Source organism: Corallococcus sp. AB032C (assembly GCF_003668935.1).
In the GTDB taxonomy this organism is placed as follows: domain Bacteria; phylum Myxococcota; class Myxococcia; order Myxococcales; family Myxococcaceae; genus Corallococcus; species Corallococcus exiguus.
On the sequence record NZ_RAWP01000119.1, the window covers coordinates 14296 to 29613 of the forward strand.

Genomic DNA, 15318 nt, shown 5'->3' on the forward strand with positions numbered 1-15318 from the left:
CTCGGAATGGCGCTGGGCGATGAGCTCGCGCAGCACTCCGAGGAAGCGCTCCGCCAGCGTGCGCACCGTCGCCTCGTGGTGCTGCTGGTGGCTGTAGCCGAACGTCATCCGCAGCCGACCCTGGAGCACCGAACCGTCCACGGCCAGCGCGTGCGGCTGCAAGGCCCGGGGCTCCACGATGGGACCCACCGGCTCGTCGCTCAGGGTGAAGAGCGTGCTGGCGGCGGCCGTGCCGTCCAGCTGGCCCAGGTAGTTGAACGACACCTGCGCCTTGGGCAGCGCGGCCAACCGGGCCCGCGTCTCCGGAGGCCCCAGGTGGCGCAGCAGGTTGAAGCCGATGCCCCGGCCGGGCCACGCCTTCAGCGAGTCCCTCACTGCGCGCAGCCCTTCACCCAGCGAGCCACTCGACGGCAGCCGCAGCAGGGCCGGCGCCACGGACGTGAACCAGCCCACGGTGCGCGACACGTCCACGTCCGCGAACAGTTCTTCGCGGCCGTGACCCTCCAACTCGATGAGGACGTCCGGCTTCCCCGTCCATTCGCCCAACGTCCGCCCGAGCGCGGTCAGCAGCACGTCGTCGATGCGCGCACGCCAGCCGGTGGGCGTCTCCTGGAGCAGCTGTCGCGTCTCTTCCGCATCCAGCTCCACCGCGACGCTGCTCCGTGACGCGTACGTGTACGGACCCGGGCCATCCACGGGCAGCGGGGCCACGTCGCCGCGCATCGCCTCCCGCCAGAAGGATTCCTGCTCGCCCAGCACTTCCGACAGGGCGTGCTTCTCCAGCCGCTGCGCCCAGGACAGGAACGACGTCGTCTTCGCGGGCAGCGCCGGGGCGCGGGCGGACTGGAGCTGGAGGTACGCCGTCTCCAGGTCCTCCACCAGGATGCGCCACGACACCGCGTCCACCACCAGGTGGTGGATGATCAGCAACAGGCGCTGCGGCTCACCGGCGCCGAAGTGGAACAGCGCCACGCGCACCAGCGGCGGTGTCGCCAGAGCGAAGTCCGCCTGGAGGCGCGCTGCCTCCCGCTCCATCCCGGCGCCCCGGGCCTCTGGAGGCAGCATCGACAGGTCCACCTGGAGGAGCACGGGCGGAGCGGACTCAGGGGCCACGCTCTCCTGGCGCCACGTGCCGTCTTCGGCGTGGACGTAGCGCAGGCGCAGAGCGTCGTGGTGGGCGACGAGCGCCTGGACCGCCCGCTGCAACAGGTCGTGCTTCAGCGGCTGACGGGTCTTGAGCAGCAGGGCGTGGTTGAAGTGGTGCGGGTACGTCGGCTCACGCTCGAACAGGTCCACCTGGATGGGCGTGAGGGGCACGTCGCCCACCACCGGGCCCTGCTCCGCGAGGGTGGCGTCGCCGTCGCGGGCCACGGCCGCCAGCGCGCCCAGGGTGGGGTGCTGGAACAGGTCCTTCACCTGCAACCGCACGCCGGCCTGCCGCGCCTTCGCCACCACCTGCAGGCTGATGATGGAGTCGCCGCCCAGCTCGAAGAAGTTGTCGTCCAGACCCACGCGCTCCACGCGCAGGACCTGCGCCATCACCTGGGCCAGCGCCTGCTCCCTCGGGGTGCGCGGCGCCACGTATTCGCGGCGCGAGGCGCGCTGTCCCTCCGGCGCGGGCAGGGCCTTGCGGTCCACCTTGCCCTGGGCCGTCAGCGGGAGCGACTCCAGCAGGACGAACGCCGACGGCAGCATGTAGTCCGGTACCCGCTGGCGCATGAAGTCGCGCAGCGCCTCCGGCTCGGGGGCGGACGGGGCGACGACATACGCCACCAGGCGCTTGTCGCCGGGCACGTCCTCGCGCACCACGGCCACGGTCTCGCGCACGTTCGGGTGAGCGCCCAGCGCGGACTCGACCTCCGACAGTTCGATGCGGAAGCCGCGCACCTTCACCTGGTTGTCCGTGCGGCCCAGGAAGTCCAGCGTCCCATCCGCGCGCCACCGGGTCAGGTCGCCCGTGCGGTAGAGGCGCTCACCGGGCTGCGAGGAGAAGGGATGCGGAATGAAGCGCTCCGCGGTGAGGTCCGGCCGGGAGATGTAGCCGCGCGCCAGGCCCTCGCCGCCGATGTGCAGTTCGCCGGGGATGCCCGGGGGCACCGGCTGTCCGCGCGCGTCCAGCACGTACAGGTCCGTCCTCGCGATGGGCCGGCCCAGCGGCACGGGGGCGTCCACGCGCGCCGCTTCCGTCATCACGTGCGTGGCGGCGATGAGCGTCGCCTCCGTCGGGCCGTAACCCGCGGTCACGACGAGGCCCGGATGCGCCTCCAGCACCTTGCGCACGTGCGGCGGGGAGACGACGTCGCCGCCCACCAGCAGCTGGCGCACGCCCGTCAGGGCCTCCGGCTTCAGGTCCGCGACCTGCGTGAAGAGGCCCGCGGTGAGCATCATCGAGGTGACGCCATGGCGCTGGATGACCTGGGCCAGCACGTCCAGGTCCGACGGCGACGTGGGCGGGAACATCACCAGCCGTCCGCCGTGCAGCAGCGGTCCCCAGACCTCCAGCGTCACCGGGTCGAAGGAGATGGGCGCCAGCTGGAGGAACGTCTCGTTCGCGCTCATGCGCGCGAACGCCGGGTGGTGCAGCAGGCGCATCACCGCGCGGTGATCCACCGCGACGCCCTTGGGGCGCCCGGTGCTGCCGGAGGTGAAGTCCACGTAGGCCAGATGGCGCGAGTCCGCTCCCGCCACCACCGGTGCCGTGGGCAGATCCCGGGCGGCGAGCTCCTCCACGAAGACGGACGGCAGCTCCAGCGGCAGGGGCACCGCCGCGCGCAGGGCTCGCGTGGTGAGCAGCACCTTCGCGGGCGCGTCCTCCAGCATCGCGGCCAGCCGAGGCGCCGGGTAGCTGGGATCCAACGGCAGGTACGCGCCCCCCGCCTTCACGGCGGCGAGCAGCGCGACGACGAGCTCCAGAGAGCGCTCCAGGCACACCGCCACCAGCACGTCCGGGCCCACGCCGTGCTCACGCAACACGTGCGCCCACTGGTTCGCCCGCGCTTCGAGCTGCGCGTACGTCAGGCGCTCGCCGCCGGACTCCACCGCGACCGCGTCCGGCCTCGCCGCGGCCTGCCGGGCGAAGAGGTCCGGGATGCGCGCGTCCTGGGGGAAGTCCTGGAAGGTGTCGTTCCACTCCACCAGCACCCGCTGGCGCTCCGCCGCGTCCATGAGCGGCAGCAGGGCAACGGGCGTCTGGGGATGGGCCACCACCTCGCGCGCCAGACCCACCATGTGCCGGGCCAGGCGCTCCATGGTGGCCGCGTCGAAGAGGGCGGTGGCGTACTCCATGCCGCAGTTGAAGCCGTCCTTGACCTCCACGACCTCCATGCCCAGGTCGAACTTCGCCGTGCCGGTCGGCACTTCCACCGGGGTCAGCTCCAGCGACGACAGCCGGCCCTGGACCTCCGGCATGTTCACCACGTTGATGCTCACCTGGAACAGCGGCGTGCGGCTCAGGTCGCGCGGCAGATCCAGCGAATCCAGCACGCGCTCGAAGGGAGCGTCCTGGTGCGCGTAGGCCTCCAGGGCCTGGGTGCGCACGCGCCCCAACAGCTCCACGAAGGACGGCTGGCCAGACAGCCTCGAGCGGAAGGGCAGGGTGTTGATGAAGCACCCCATCAGCCATTCGAGCTCCGGACGCGTGCGGCCCGCGATGGGCGTGCCCACCACGAAGTCGTCCTGTCCCGAGTAGCGCGACAGCGCCGTCTGGAAGAGGGCCATCAACACCATGAACGACGTAGCGCCGTGCTTGCGGCCCAGCGCCAGCAGCGGCGCGGCCACCGCCGTCGGCAGGAGGAAGGTGTGCCGCGCGCCCGCGGAGGACATGACCGCCGGGCGAGGCCGGTCCGTGGGCAGGTCCAGCGGAGGCGCGCCGGTCAGGTGGTCCTTCCACCAGGCCACCTGCTTCTCCATCACACCGCCTTCCAGCCACGCGCGCTGCCACACGGCGTAGTCCGCGTACTGCACCGGCAGCTCCGGGAGCGGAGAGGGCTGGCCCGCGCGGAAGGCCGTGTAGTTCACCGTCAACTCCTGCGCGATGACCAGGGTGCACCACGCGTCGGACACCGCATGGTGGAAGGTGACGAGCAGCACGTGCTCCTGGGCCCCCAGGCGGATCAGCGCCGCGCGCAAGACCTCCTGCTCCAGGTCGAACGGCTGGCGCACGGCGTCCTGGCAGAACGCGCGCATCGCCGCCTCGCGCGCCTCCGGCGTGTCGCCGGGCACGTCCCAGTGCTGGAGCGGCAGGCCCCGGGGCGGGTGGATGACCTGCACCGCGTGGTCCCCCTCCAGGGCGTAGGTGGTGCGCAGCACCTCGTGGCGGACCACCATCGCGTCCAGCGCGGCCTGGAGCGCGGCCCTGTCCAGGTCGCCCTTGAGCCGGAAGATGGCCGGGTTGTTGTACGCGCTGCTCGTGGGCTCCATCTGCTGGAGGTACCAGAGGCGCTGCTGAGCGAAGGACAGGGGCAGCGGCTGCTCCCGGCTCACGCGCGGAATGGGCGGTGGGCTCATGTTCACCACCGCCGGTGCGGCGGGCGCCACGGGACGCGGCGCTTCCACGACGGCGGGACGCGCCACGGGCGGAGGCGGGAGCCGCGACGGCGAGGCCACCGGCTCCAACCGGCCGTCCCCGCGCAGGCGGGCATGACGGCCGGTGCGGAACAGCTTCGCGGAAGCCTCGCGAGGGTGCGGCACCAGGCGGCGGTGCTCCTCATCACCTGCGCGCCACAGTGCGGACGGGAGCCCCGCGCCCGCGAGGGCCAGCTCACCCACCACGCCCACGGGCACGGGCTGACCGGCCGCGTCCAGCACCCAGGCCTGGAGGTTCGCGGGGATGCGCTCCGCCAACGTGCGCGGCAGCAGCGCGCCTTCCTGGGCGTCACCGGACAGCCACACCTCCACGCCCGCGGCCCGGTGCAGCGCCGAGCCCAGCTCCACCGACGCGCCCTCCAACACCAGCGCACCCACGCGCGACAGCGACTCACGCGCCCCCGGCAGCTCGCTGAGTGAACGCGCCAGGCGGGCCGACGTGTGCAGCAGCACCGCGCCGGACTGGCGCGCCAGCTCCAGCAGTCCCTCCACGCCCGCCTCGGCCTCCACCAGCACCTGCTCCTGGTGGGCGGCGGCATCCGCGTCCATGCGCTCACGCACGGTCGCGAGCCGGCGCAGGCCCTCCAGCACCACCGGGGTGTCGAGGCCGAAGTCGATGAGCGCCGCCACCTCGTCCACGTCCGCCGCGCGCACGTCGCGCAGCCGTCGCAGCGCGCTGTCCACCGTGCCCAGCAGGCCGGTGTTCTTCGCGTGGTTCTCGAAGGTGCGCTCCAGGACCGCGTTGATGTCGTCCGGCGACAGCTTCTGGACGTCGGTGATGCCCTGCGCCTGGAGCAGCGACGTGCTGATGTCCACCGAGCTGCGGAAGTACGACAGCAGGGGCTGGCGCACCGTGCGCAGCACCTCCTGTTCCTCGTCGCCCAGGTACGTGTGGAGCATGCAGGTGATGTGGCCGCGGCCCGGGTGCCCGTTGCGGCGCCACGCGTCGCGGTACAGCGCCACCTTCTGCTTCAGCTCCTCCAGCGTGTGCGACATCAGGCCCGTGAGCACGCCCGCGCCCAGCTCGCCCGCCATCCGGAACGTCTCCGGGTTGCCCGTGGCGGTGAGCCACACCGGCAGCTCCTTCTGCACCGGCTTCGGGCGCAGACCGACCTCCGCCGTGCTGCCAGCGCCCGCGGGGCGCTTGAAGCGCTCGCCTCGCCACAGGGCGCGCAGCGTGGACAGCTTCTCCAGCAGGATGTCGCGCCGCTTCTCGTAGTTGGCCGGCGCGAAGGTGAAGTCCTGCGTGTGCCAGCCCGTGGCCACGGACAGGCCCACGCGGCCCTGGGACAGGTTGTCCACCACGGACCACTGCTCCGCGATGAGCAGCGGATCATGCAGCGGCAACACCACGCTGCCGGAGCGCAGGCGCAGGTTCTTCGTGACGGTGGCCAGGCCCGCCGCCACCACGGCCGGCTGTGGATACAGACCGCCGAACGAGTGGAAGTGCCGCTCCGGTGTCCACACCGCGGAGAAGCCGTTCGCGTCCGCGAACTTCGCGCCCTCCAGCAGCAGCTCGTACTTGGGGCCCTGGAGCGTGTCCTCGTCGTTGGCGAAGTAGATGAGGCTCACGTCCATCGCCTTCGCGCGAGGCCCCCCATCGCCCAGGCCCACCAGCCGAGCCGTGATCCGCTCCGGAGGGAACACCACCCGCAGGCCTCGCGTGAGCGCCCACAGGGCCTCCAGCTCCGGACGGTCGGAGGACGGCTCGCTCGCGGCCAGCCACGCGCCGCCGTCCGGGGGCGACAGGCGCGTGTCCAGGCCGGTGAAGAACTCCGCAAGCTCCCGGTGTCCCAGGGCCCACGCGGGCTGGCCTCGGCCCGTGGGCAGCAGCCACGCCAGGGCGTGCGGCTCCGCGTGCGCGACGGTGGCGGACGCTTCGCTCGCGGCTGGCACATCCTCCACGTAGACGACGCGCGCCGCGTCCACGCGCACGGAGGCCACCAGCGCGCGCGTGGTGACGAGCACCGGCACCGGGGCGCCTTCGAGCGCGTACACGGGCAGGTGGCTCAGGTCGGACGGGCCCAGGGCGACGCATGCTCCGCCCGCGGCCAGCACAGCCCACAGCGCGGCCAGCTTCTCCGGCGACGTGCGCAGGCACACGGCCACCGGTGTTCCAGCCTTCACGCCCAGCGCCTTCAACCTCGCGGCCAGGGCATCCGCGCGAGCGCCCAGCTCCGCCCAGGTCCAGTGCGTCTCCCCCTGCGACAGGGCGGTGGCGCCAGCGTGGCGCGCGCGCCGCTCCGCGAGTGCGGTGGGGACAGGGACCAGCCCCGGTGTGGCGCGAGGCGTGGGCCAGGCGCGGCGCTCGTCATCGGTGGCGAGCGGCAGGTGCGCCACCTGCGTGTCGGGGTTCGCGAGCGCGGCGCCGAGCAGCACCTGGAAGTGCTCCATCAGCCGCGCTGTCGTGGCCGCGTCGAACAGGTCCGACGCGTACTCCAGCGCGCCATGGACGCGGGTGGGGGACTCGAAGAGGACCAGGGTGAGCGCGCTCAGGGTGGAGCCCCACTGCACGGGCGTGCCCGGCACCTCCACCAACGTGGCGCGCAGGCCGATGAGCTCCAGCGTCTCCGAGGAACTCACGCCCGTGTGGTAGACGAACACGGAGTCCGTCATGCGCCCCCGGCCGATGTCATGGCCCGGGATGAGCGCCTCCACCAGGTACTCGAAGGGCACGTCCGGGCGCGTCTGCGCGTCCGCGACCTCGCCTCGCACCTGGGCCAGCAGCTCGCGGAACGTGAGACCTTCGGTGAAGCGCGTCCGGAACGCCTCGGAGTGCGCCACGTAGCCGATGAGCGGCATCAGCTCCGGACGCGTGCGGTTGGCGATGGGCGTGCCGACGACGACGTCCGTCTGGCCGGAGTAGCGGTGCAGCAGCGTCTGCCACGCGGCGAGCACCGTCATGTAGCCGGTGAAGCCCTCGCGACGCGTGAAGGCCACCAGCTCGTGGGCGAGCGCGGGCGGGAAATCCAACGTCATGCGCTGGGAGGAGATGATCGGCTCGTTGGAGCGGGGACGGTCCGTGGGCAGATCCAACCGGCGCGGCATGCCGGACAACCGCTGCCGCCAGCCCTGGTCCTGTTCGGCCAGACGGCCGCTCGTGATGCCACGGCGCTGCCATGCACCGAAGTCCGCGTACTGGAGGGGCAGTGGCTTGAGTGGAGACGGCTTGCCCTGGACGAAGGCGTCGTAGAGCTGGCCCAGCTCCTGGACGAGCAGGGCGATGGACATCGTGTCGCTGACGATGTGGTGGATGCTGGAGATCAGCAGGTGCCGCTTCGCGTCCAGTCGAACCAAGGTGGTGCGCAGCACGGGGCCGTGGACCAGGTCGAACGGCTTCGCGGCGTCCTCACGGGCGAGCCGCAGCGCCTCCGGTTCCCGCGTCTCCAGCGGGCCGCGCAGCTCCACGCGGGTGAGGGGCACGCGCATGTGCGGGTGGAAGCGCTGCACGGGGCGGCCGTCCACGGTGTCGTAGGTCGTGCGCAGCGCTTCGTGGCGCTGGACGATCTCCTGGATGCCTCGCTCCATCACGTCCGCGTCCAGGTCGCCTTCGAGCCGGAGGACGAACGGGAGGTTGTACGCGGACAGGCCGGGCAGGTGCTGCTCCAGGCGCCAGACGCGCTCCTGCACGAAGGACAGCTGCAGCTCGCTACCGTCGCGAGGCAGGGGCACCAGCGGAAGCTCCGTGGAGACGGGGGCCTGCGGCGCCTGGAGCAGCAGGGGCTCCAGGCGTCCCGCGATGCCAGCGACGGTGGGCGCTTCGAAGAGGGCGGCCAGCGGCAGGTTCACGCCGAAGGCATCACGGAGCTGATTGAGCAGCTGCGCGGCCGTCAGCGAGTTGCCGCCGAGCTCCAGGAAGTCGTCATGGCGGCCCACGAACTCCAGGCCCAGACGGTCGCGCCACAGCGCGGCCACGCGCTCCTCGATGTCTCCACGAGGCGCGTCCTCACGGCCGGGAGGGGGAGGGGCGGCGGGCGCGGGTTCAGCGAGGGACGGGGCGGGTGCTACGCCCGTGGACACGGCAGACCCGTGCGAGGACACACCCGCCTCCGGAAGACTCCCGTGCACCGGAGCCCCGTGTGAGACGCCGGCCGGATCCGTCGTCGCGGACTCGATCTGAATCGCGCCGTTCGAAGCCGTCATCGCGGACGAGGCTTGAGGAGCGCGAACCGACACAGGGGCCGTCATCGCGGAGGCGGCCTGAGGAGCGCGGACTGACGCCGTGACCAGTGCCAGGTCGGAGGTCACATCAGGCGCACGCTCCACGGGCGCGGCCGGGGCCTCTGCCGGAACCTGCGGCGCACGAACGGGACTTCCTGCCGGAGGCGCGAACGGAGACGTCGTGGCGCGTGCTCTCGGCTGCACCCAGACCGCCTGGGTCTGGAACGCATACGTGGGCAGGTGCAGCCGCAGGCGCTGCTCGTGCGCGTAGAACGCGCTCCAGTCCACAAGCACACCCGCGGTCCACAGCTCGCCCACGGCCTGGAGCCAGCCCATCTGCTCCGTCGTCTTCCCGCCCACCCGCAGCGACGCCAGCGCGTGGACGGGGGATCCGCCGCCTTCGGGCCGGGCCAGGTTCGCGCGCACCAGCGGCGTCACGTCCTGTCCCGGTCCCACCTCCAGCAACACCGTGCAGCCTTCCGCCTGGAGCGCCTCCACCGCGCGGGTGAAGCGCACCGGCTGGCGCATCTGCTCCGTCCAGTAGTCCGGCGCCGCGAGCTGTCCCGGCCTGGCCAGCGCCCCCGTGAGGCTGGACACGTACGGCACCGCTGGCTCCGACCAGCGCAGCGTGCCCACCACGCGCGCCAGCTCCGGCATCAACGGCTCCACGTCCGCGGAGTGGAACGCGTGCGGCGCGGGCATGCGCACCGCACCGGCCTTCTGGGCCTTCAGCTCGGCCTCCAGCCGCTCCACTTCCTCCACCGGCCCGGACACCACGCAGCGGTCCGGAGCGTTCACCGCCGCCACCGACAGCCGGCCCGACAGCAACGGCTGCACGCGCTCCACGGGCAGGGCCACCGCGAGCATCGCGCCCGGCGGCATCCGGTGCATCAGCTCCCCACGAGCCACCGCGAGGCGCATACCGTCCTCGACCGACAGCGCCCCCGCGATGCACGCCGCCGCGTACTCACCGAAGCTGTGACCCATCACCGCGGACGGCGTGACGCCCAGGTCCCGCCACATCCGAGCCAGCGCCACCTGCACACTGAACAACGCGGGCAGCGCCACGCGCGTGTCCGCGAGGTCCGCCGAAGCATCGGCCTCGGGCGTCAGCACGGCCGACACCCGCGCCCGCAGCGGCGCGTCCAGCAACGCGAGGCACGCATCCAGGTGCGCGCGGAACAGCGGCGACGCCTCCGCCAGCTCACGCCCCATGGCCAGCCGCTGCGAACCCTGCCCGGAGAACACGAACGCCACGCGCGGCGCCTTGCCCGGGCTCTTCGCCAGCGTCACCGGCTTCTGGAGCTGCCGCGCCAGGTCCTCCGCGCCCGTCACCACCACCGCGCGGCGGTACTCGAACGCCTTGCGACCCACGGCGTGCGTGAACGCCAGATCCGCCAGCGCCGAGTCCCCGACGCCCGCCGCCTCCAACCGCCGCGCCGCCGCCTCCAGCGCCTCCGGCGAGCGCGCGGACAGCACGACGAGCTGGTGGGAACGCGTGGTCGAACCACTCTGCCGCATGGGAGCTTCCTCGAGGATGGCGTGGGCATTGGTGCCACCAATGCCGAAGGAGCTGACCGCGGCGAAGCGAGGCGTCTCGCTCCGAGGCCACGACCGCAACCTGGTGTTGACGAAGAAAGGACCCGCGTCGAAGTCGATCTGCGGGTTGGGCTTCTCGAAGTGGAGGCTGGGGGGAATCTCACCGTGGTGCAGCGACAGCGCGGCCTTCATCAGGCCCGCCAGTCCCGCGGCCGTGTCCAGGTGCCCCACGTTCGTCTTCAGCGACGCCAGCGCGATGCGTCCCCGGTGCTCCACGCCCAGGCCGTACGCACGGGTCAGCGCCGCCACTTCAATCGGATCCCCCAGCGGCGTCGCGGTGCCATGGGCCTCCACGTAGCCCACGGCCTCCGGTGCCACGCCTGCGTTGGCCAACGCCTGGGACACCACCGCTGCCTGTCCCTGCACGCTGGGCGCGGTGAAGCCGGACTTGTTCTTGCCATCGTTGTTGAGCGCCGAGCCCCGGATGACGGCGTAGATGGCGTCCCCATCCCGTACCGCGTCCTCCAGACGCTTGAGCACCACCGTGCCCACGCCGTTCCCGGGCAGCGTCCCCTGGGCCCGAGCGTCGAACGCACGGCAGTGGCCGTCCGGGGAGAAGATGAGGCCCTCCTGCGCCACGTAGCCCGTGCGCTGCGGCAGCGACAGCCGCGAGGCCCCCGCGAGCGCCACGTCGGACTGCCCCGTCCGCAGGCTCTGACAGGCCAGGTGCACGGCCACCAGACCCGTGGAGCACGCGGTGTAGAGCAACGTGCTCTCACCCGTGAGCCCCAGCTTGAAGGACGCCTTCGTCGGCAGGCTCTCGTGGGTGGCGGTGCCGTTCAGCTCGAAGAAGGACGCCGCGTCCAGCGGCATCGCCTGCCGCACGGCCTCCGCGTATCCAGAGGCCGCCGCGCCCGCGTACAGCGAGATGGCGCCGGGGTAGCGCTCCGGATTGACGCCCGCGTCCTCCAGCGCGGCCCACGCCGTCTGGAGGAAGAGCCGCTGCTGCGGATCCGTGAACTGCGCCTCGCGCAGCGACATGTCGAAGAACGCGTGGTCGAACCCCTCCACGTCCTCCAGGACACCCGCGGCCGGGACGAACGCCGGGTGGTACCAGAGCTCGAACCCCTCCGGCAGGGAGGGCAGGTGCTCCAGTTCCTCGGGGGTGAAGCGCGTGATGGACTCCACGCCCTCGCGCAGGTTCCGCCAGAACGCCTCCACCGTTCCCGCTCCGGGGAAGCGGCCCGCCATGCCGACGATGGCGATGGACCCGGAGGCGCCAGGCTTCGACGCCTCGCGCGGACGGTGGCCGGGCGCGGTGGGCGACGGCACGGGTGCTCCCTGCGACTCGTGCTCCAGCCGCTGGGCGAGCGACTCCACCGTGGGGTGCTCGAACAACCAGACCACGGGCACATCGCGGCCCAGCGTCTCCTTCAAGCGCGAGGCGAGCCGCATCACGGACAGCGACGTGCCACCCAGGTCGTTGAACAGGTGGTCCTGCGTACCCACCCGGTCGGCCCCGAGTTCGCGGGACCACGTGGAGGCGATCCGTTCCTCCAGTGGATGGGAGGGCGCCACGTAGCGCTCACGCCGGCCGGTGACCTCCGAGTCCGGAGCGGGCAGGGCCTTGCGGTCCACCTTGCCGCTGGGGTTCAGGGGCAGGGTGGGGAGCGCCACGAACAGCGACGGCACCATGTAGTCGGGGAGCTTGCGGCGCAGGGCCTCTCGCAGCCGCGTGGGCTCCAGCACCTGACCCGGGCGCGGCATCGCGTAGGCGACGAGCCGCTTGTCGCCGGGGACGTCCTCGCGCACCACCGCCGCGGCCTCGTGCACTTCGGGCAGCTCGCGCAGGGCGGCTTCCACTTCCGGAAGCTCGATGCGGAAGCCGCGCACCTTCACCTGGTGGTCCGTGCGGCCCAGGAAGTCCAGCGTCCCATCCTCGCGCCAGCGGACCCGGTCGCCCGAGCGGTACAGCCGTGCGCCAGGCTGCGCGCCGTACGTATCCGGCACGAAGCGCTCCGCCGTGAGGTCCGGCCGCGACACGTAGCCCCGGACCACGCCATCCCCGCCGAGGAACAGCTCCCCCGGCACGCCCACCGGCACCGGCTGGAGCCGCGCGTCCAGCACGTACGCCGTGGTGTTCGCGAGCGGCGCGCCAATGGGCACCGACGCGCCCGCCTGCTCTGGCCGCTCCACCGTGAAGAACGAGGCGGCCACGGAGCATTCACTGGGGCCGTAGGCGTTGATGACGGTCCGGCCCAGGAACTCCACCGCGCGGCGCACATGCGGGGCGGAGATGACGTCGCCCGCCACGTGCACTGCGCGCAGCCGTCCGAGGATGTCCAGCCGGTGCTCCACCAACTGCGAGAAGAGCCCCGACGTCAGGTGGGCGAAGCTGACCGCGTGGCGCTCCACCACGCGCGCGAGCGTGTCCATGTCTCCGGCGGGGACCTTGCCGGGGAAGATGACCAGCCGGCCGCCGTGCAGCAGCATCGTCCACAGCTCCATCACGGAGCCGTCGAAGGACAACGGCGCGAAGAGCATGCCCGTTTCGCGCTGACCGACGCGCGAGTAGGGCTCGGCGTGCACGAGGCGCAGCACGCCACGATGCTCGGAGGCCACCCCCTTGGGACGGCCGGAGCTGCCGGAGGTGAAGATGACGTAGGCCAGGTTGCGAGGCCCCACGGTGACTTCCGGCGCGGTGACAGGCTGATCATCGAGCGACAGCGCGTCCACGAAGAAGCAGGCCAGGGTCGCGTCCGGCACGTGCAGCCGCTCACGCAGCGCGCGCGTGGTGAGCAGCATCCGGGGCCGGGCGTCCTCCATCATGAGCGCCAGCCGCTGCGCGGGGTACGACGCATCCAGCGGCACATAGGCGCCGCCCGCCTTGAGGATTGCGAGCACCGAGACGACGAAGTCCACGGAGCGCTCCATGCACACCGCCACCGGCACGTCCGGGCCCACGCCCCGAGCGCGGAGGAAGTGCGCGAGCGGATTGGCCCGCGCCTCCAGCTGCGCGTACGTCAGGCGAAGATCCCCGTCCTCCACGGCGATGGCGTCCGGAGTCCGGGCGACCTGGAGCGCGAACTGCTCGGGGAGGGTGCTGCCGGAGGGGTAGTCCCGGGCCGTGTCGTTCCACGCGGTGAGCACCTGGTGGCGCTCCGCGTCCGTCATCCAGGGCAGCTCGTGGATGGACGTCTCCGGGGCCGCGATGGCGGCCTCCAGCAGCACGCGGAAGTGACCGGCCAGCCGCGCCACGGTGCCGGCGTCGAACAGCTCCGTGGCGTACTCCAGCCAGCCCTCGAAGCCCTGGGGTGACTCCGCCAGCGACAGCGTGAGGTCGAACATGGACGTGCCGGTGTGCACGTCCAGGAGCCGGGACTGGAGCCCCTGCAGGACGGGCGCGTCCACGCGCGCGCCCTGGAGGTTGAACATCACCTGGAACAGCGGCGTGTGCCCCAGTTCACGAGGAGGCCGGAGCGCCTCCACGACCCGCTCGAAGGGCACGTCCTGGTGCGCGTACGCACCCAGCGCCGTCTCCCGCACGCGGCCCAGGAGCTCCCGGAACGAAGGCGCGCCAGACAGTCGCGTGCGAAGGACCAGCGAGTTGACGAAGAGGCCGACGAGCCCCTGGAACTCCGCGCGCTGCCGGCCCGCGATGGCCGTGCCCACGCAGATGTCGTCCTGTCCCGCGCGGCGGGCGAGCACGGTCTGGAAGGCCGCGAGCAGGACCATGAACGGAGTGACGCCTTCGCGCTCCGCCAGCGTCCGGACGGAGTTCGCGAGGCCAGCCTCCAGCACCACCGGGACCCGAGCGCCCGCGGACCCACGCCGCGAGGGACGCGGCCGATCCGTGGCCAGCTCCAGCAATTGGGGAGCACCGGCGAGCTGCGTCCGCCAGTAGTCCAGCCGCGACTCCAGCGCGGCGCCGTCCAGCGCGTCCCGCTGCCAGTCGGCGGCGTCGGCGTAGTCGAGGGGCAGGGCGGGCAGGGGCGACGGGCGGCCTTCGCGCAGCGCCGAGTAGAGGGCGGAGACCTCGCGCACCAGCACCGCCATGGACGTGGCGTCCGACACGGCATGGTGCATGACGAGCACCAGCACATGGGTCCGCGCATCCAGCGTGAGGAGCGTGGCGCGCACCAGCGGTCCGCGCTCCAGGTCGAACGGGCGGCGGGCCTCTTCGTGGGCCAGGCGGAGCGCCTCGGCTTCGCGGGCGTTGGCGGGCAGGGACTCCAGTGACACGCGCGCCAGCGGCAGGGATGCGTCCGGCGCGATGACCTGCCGGGGCTGCCCCGGGGCCTCGCGGAAGGAGGTCCGCAGTCCTTCATGCCGGGCCGCGAGGGCCACGAGGCTGCCCTCCAGCGCGGTCACATCCAGTTCGCCCCCCAGGCGCACGGCGGCGGGCAGGTTGTAGGACACATCGCCGGGGGCGTACCGGGACAGGAAGAACAACCGGGCCTGCGAAGAGGACGCCTCGCGGTCGCCGCCCACGTTTCCGCGAAGAGGCGCGGGGCCCGCCGCGTCACGGAGGGAGGCCAGCCTGTGCGCCAGGGACGTGATGCTCGGCCCCTGGAGCAGCCACTCCATGGGCACCGTCAGCCCGGTGCCAGCGCCCACTTCGTGCGCCAGTTCCACCGCGCCCAACGAGTCCAGCCCGTAGCGAGTCACCGGAGCATCGACGTCGATGTCCTCACGGCGCATGCGCACGTGCCGGGCCACGACGTCGTGCAGCCATGCGGCCAATGCTTCCGCGTCCGGCTTCTCAGGCAGCGCCGCTTCCGCCTTCGGCCCAGCTTCAACCAAGGCAATCGCTGGAACAGAGGGCAGGGGAGCCTCGGCCGACGATGGGGGTGCAGCGGAGGAGTGGGAGCCCTCCGCCCGCCACGCTGTCACCTCCTGCAATGTCTCCGCGAGGAAGGCCGCTCGGCACGCGTGACGCTGCACCTTGCCGCTGGACGTCTTGGGCAGGCTGCCCGGCTCGATGAGCACCACCGCGTGCGCCTGCACCTCGTGCGACTCCGCCAGCCGCTGACG

At 72.4% G+C, this 15318-nt stretch carries 1 protein-coding gene (only partly in view); it reads right to left on the reverse strand.

Features of this window, described 5'->3' with window-relative positions:
* Positions 1-15309 carry the 5' portion of a non-ribosomal peptide synthase/polyketide synthase gene (locus D7X99_RS35260; RefSeq protein WP_304997927.1) on the reverse strand. Its footprint begins 13620 nt before the window's first position, so the window shows 15309 of its 28929 coding nt (coding positions 1-15309); the start codon lies at positions 15307-15309; its stop codon lies off the left edge, out of view.
* Between the last annotated feature and the right edge of the window lie 9 nt (positions 15310-15318).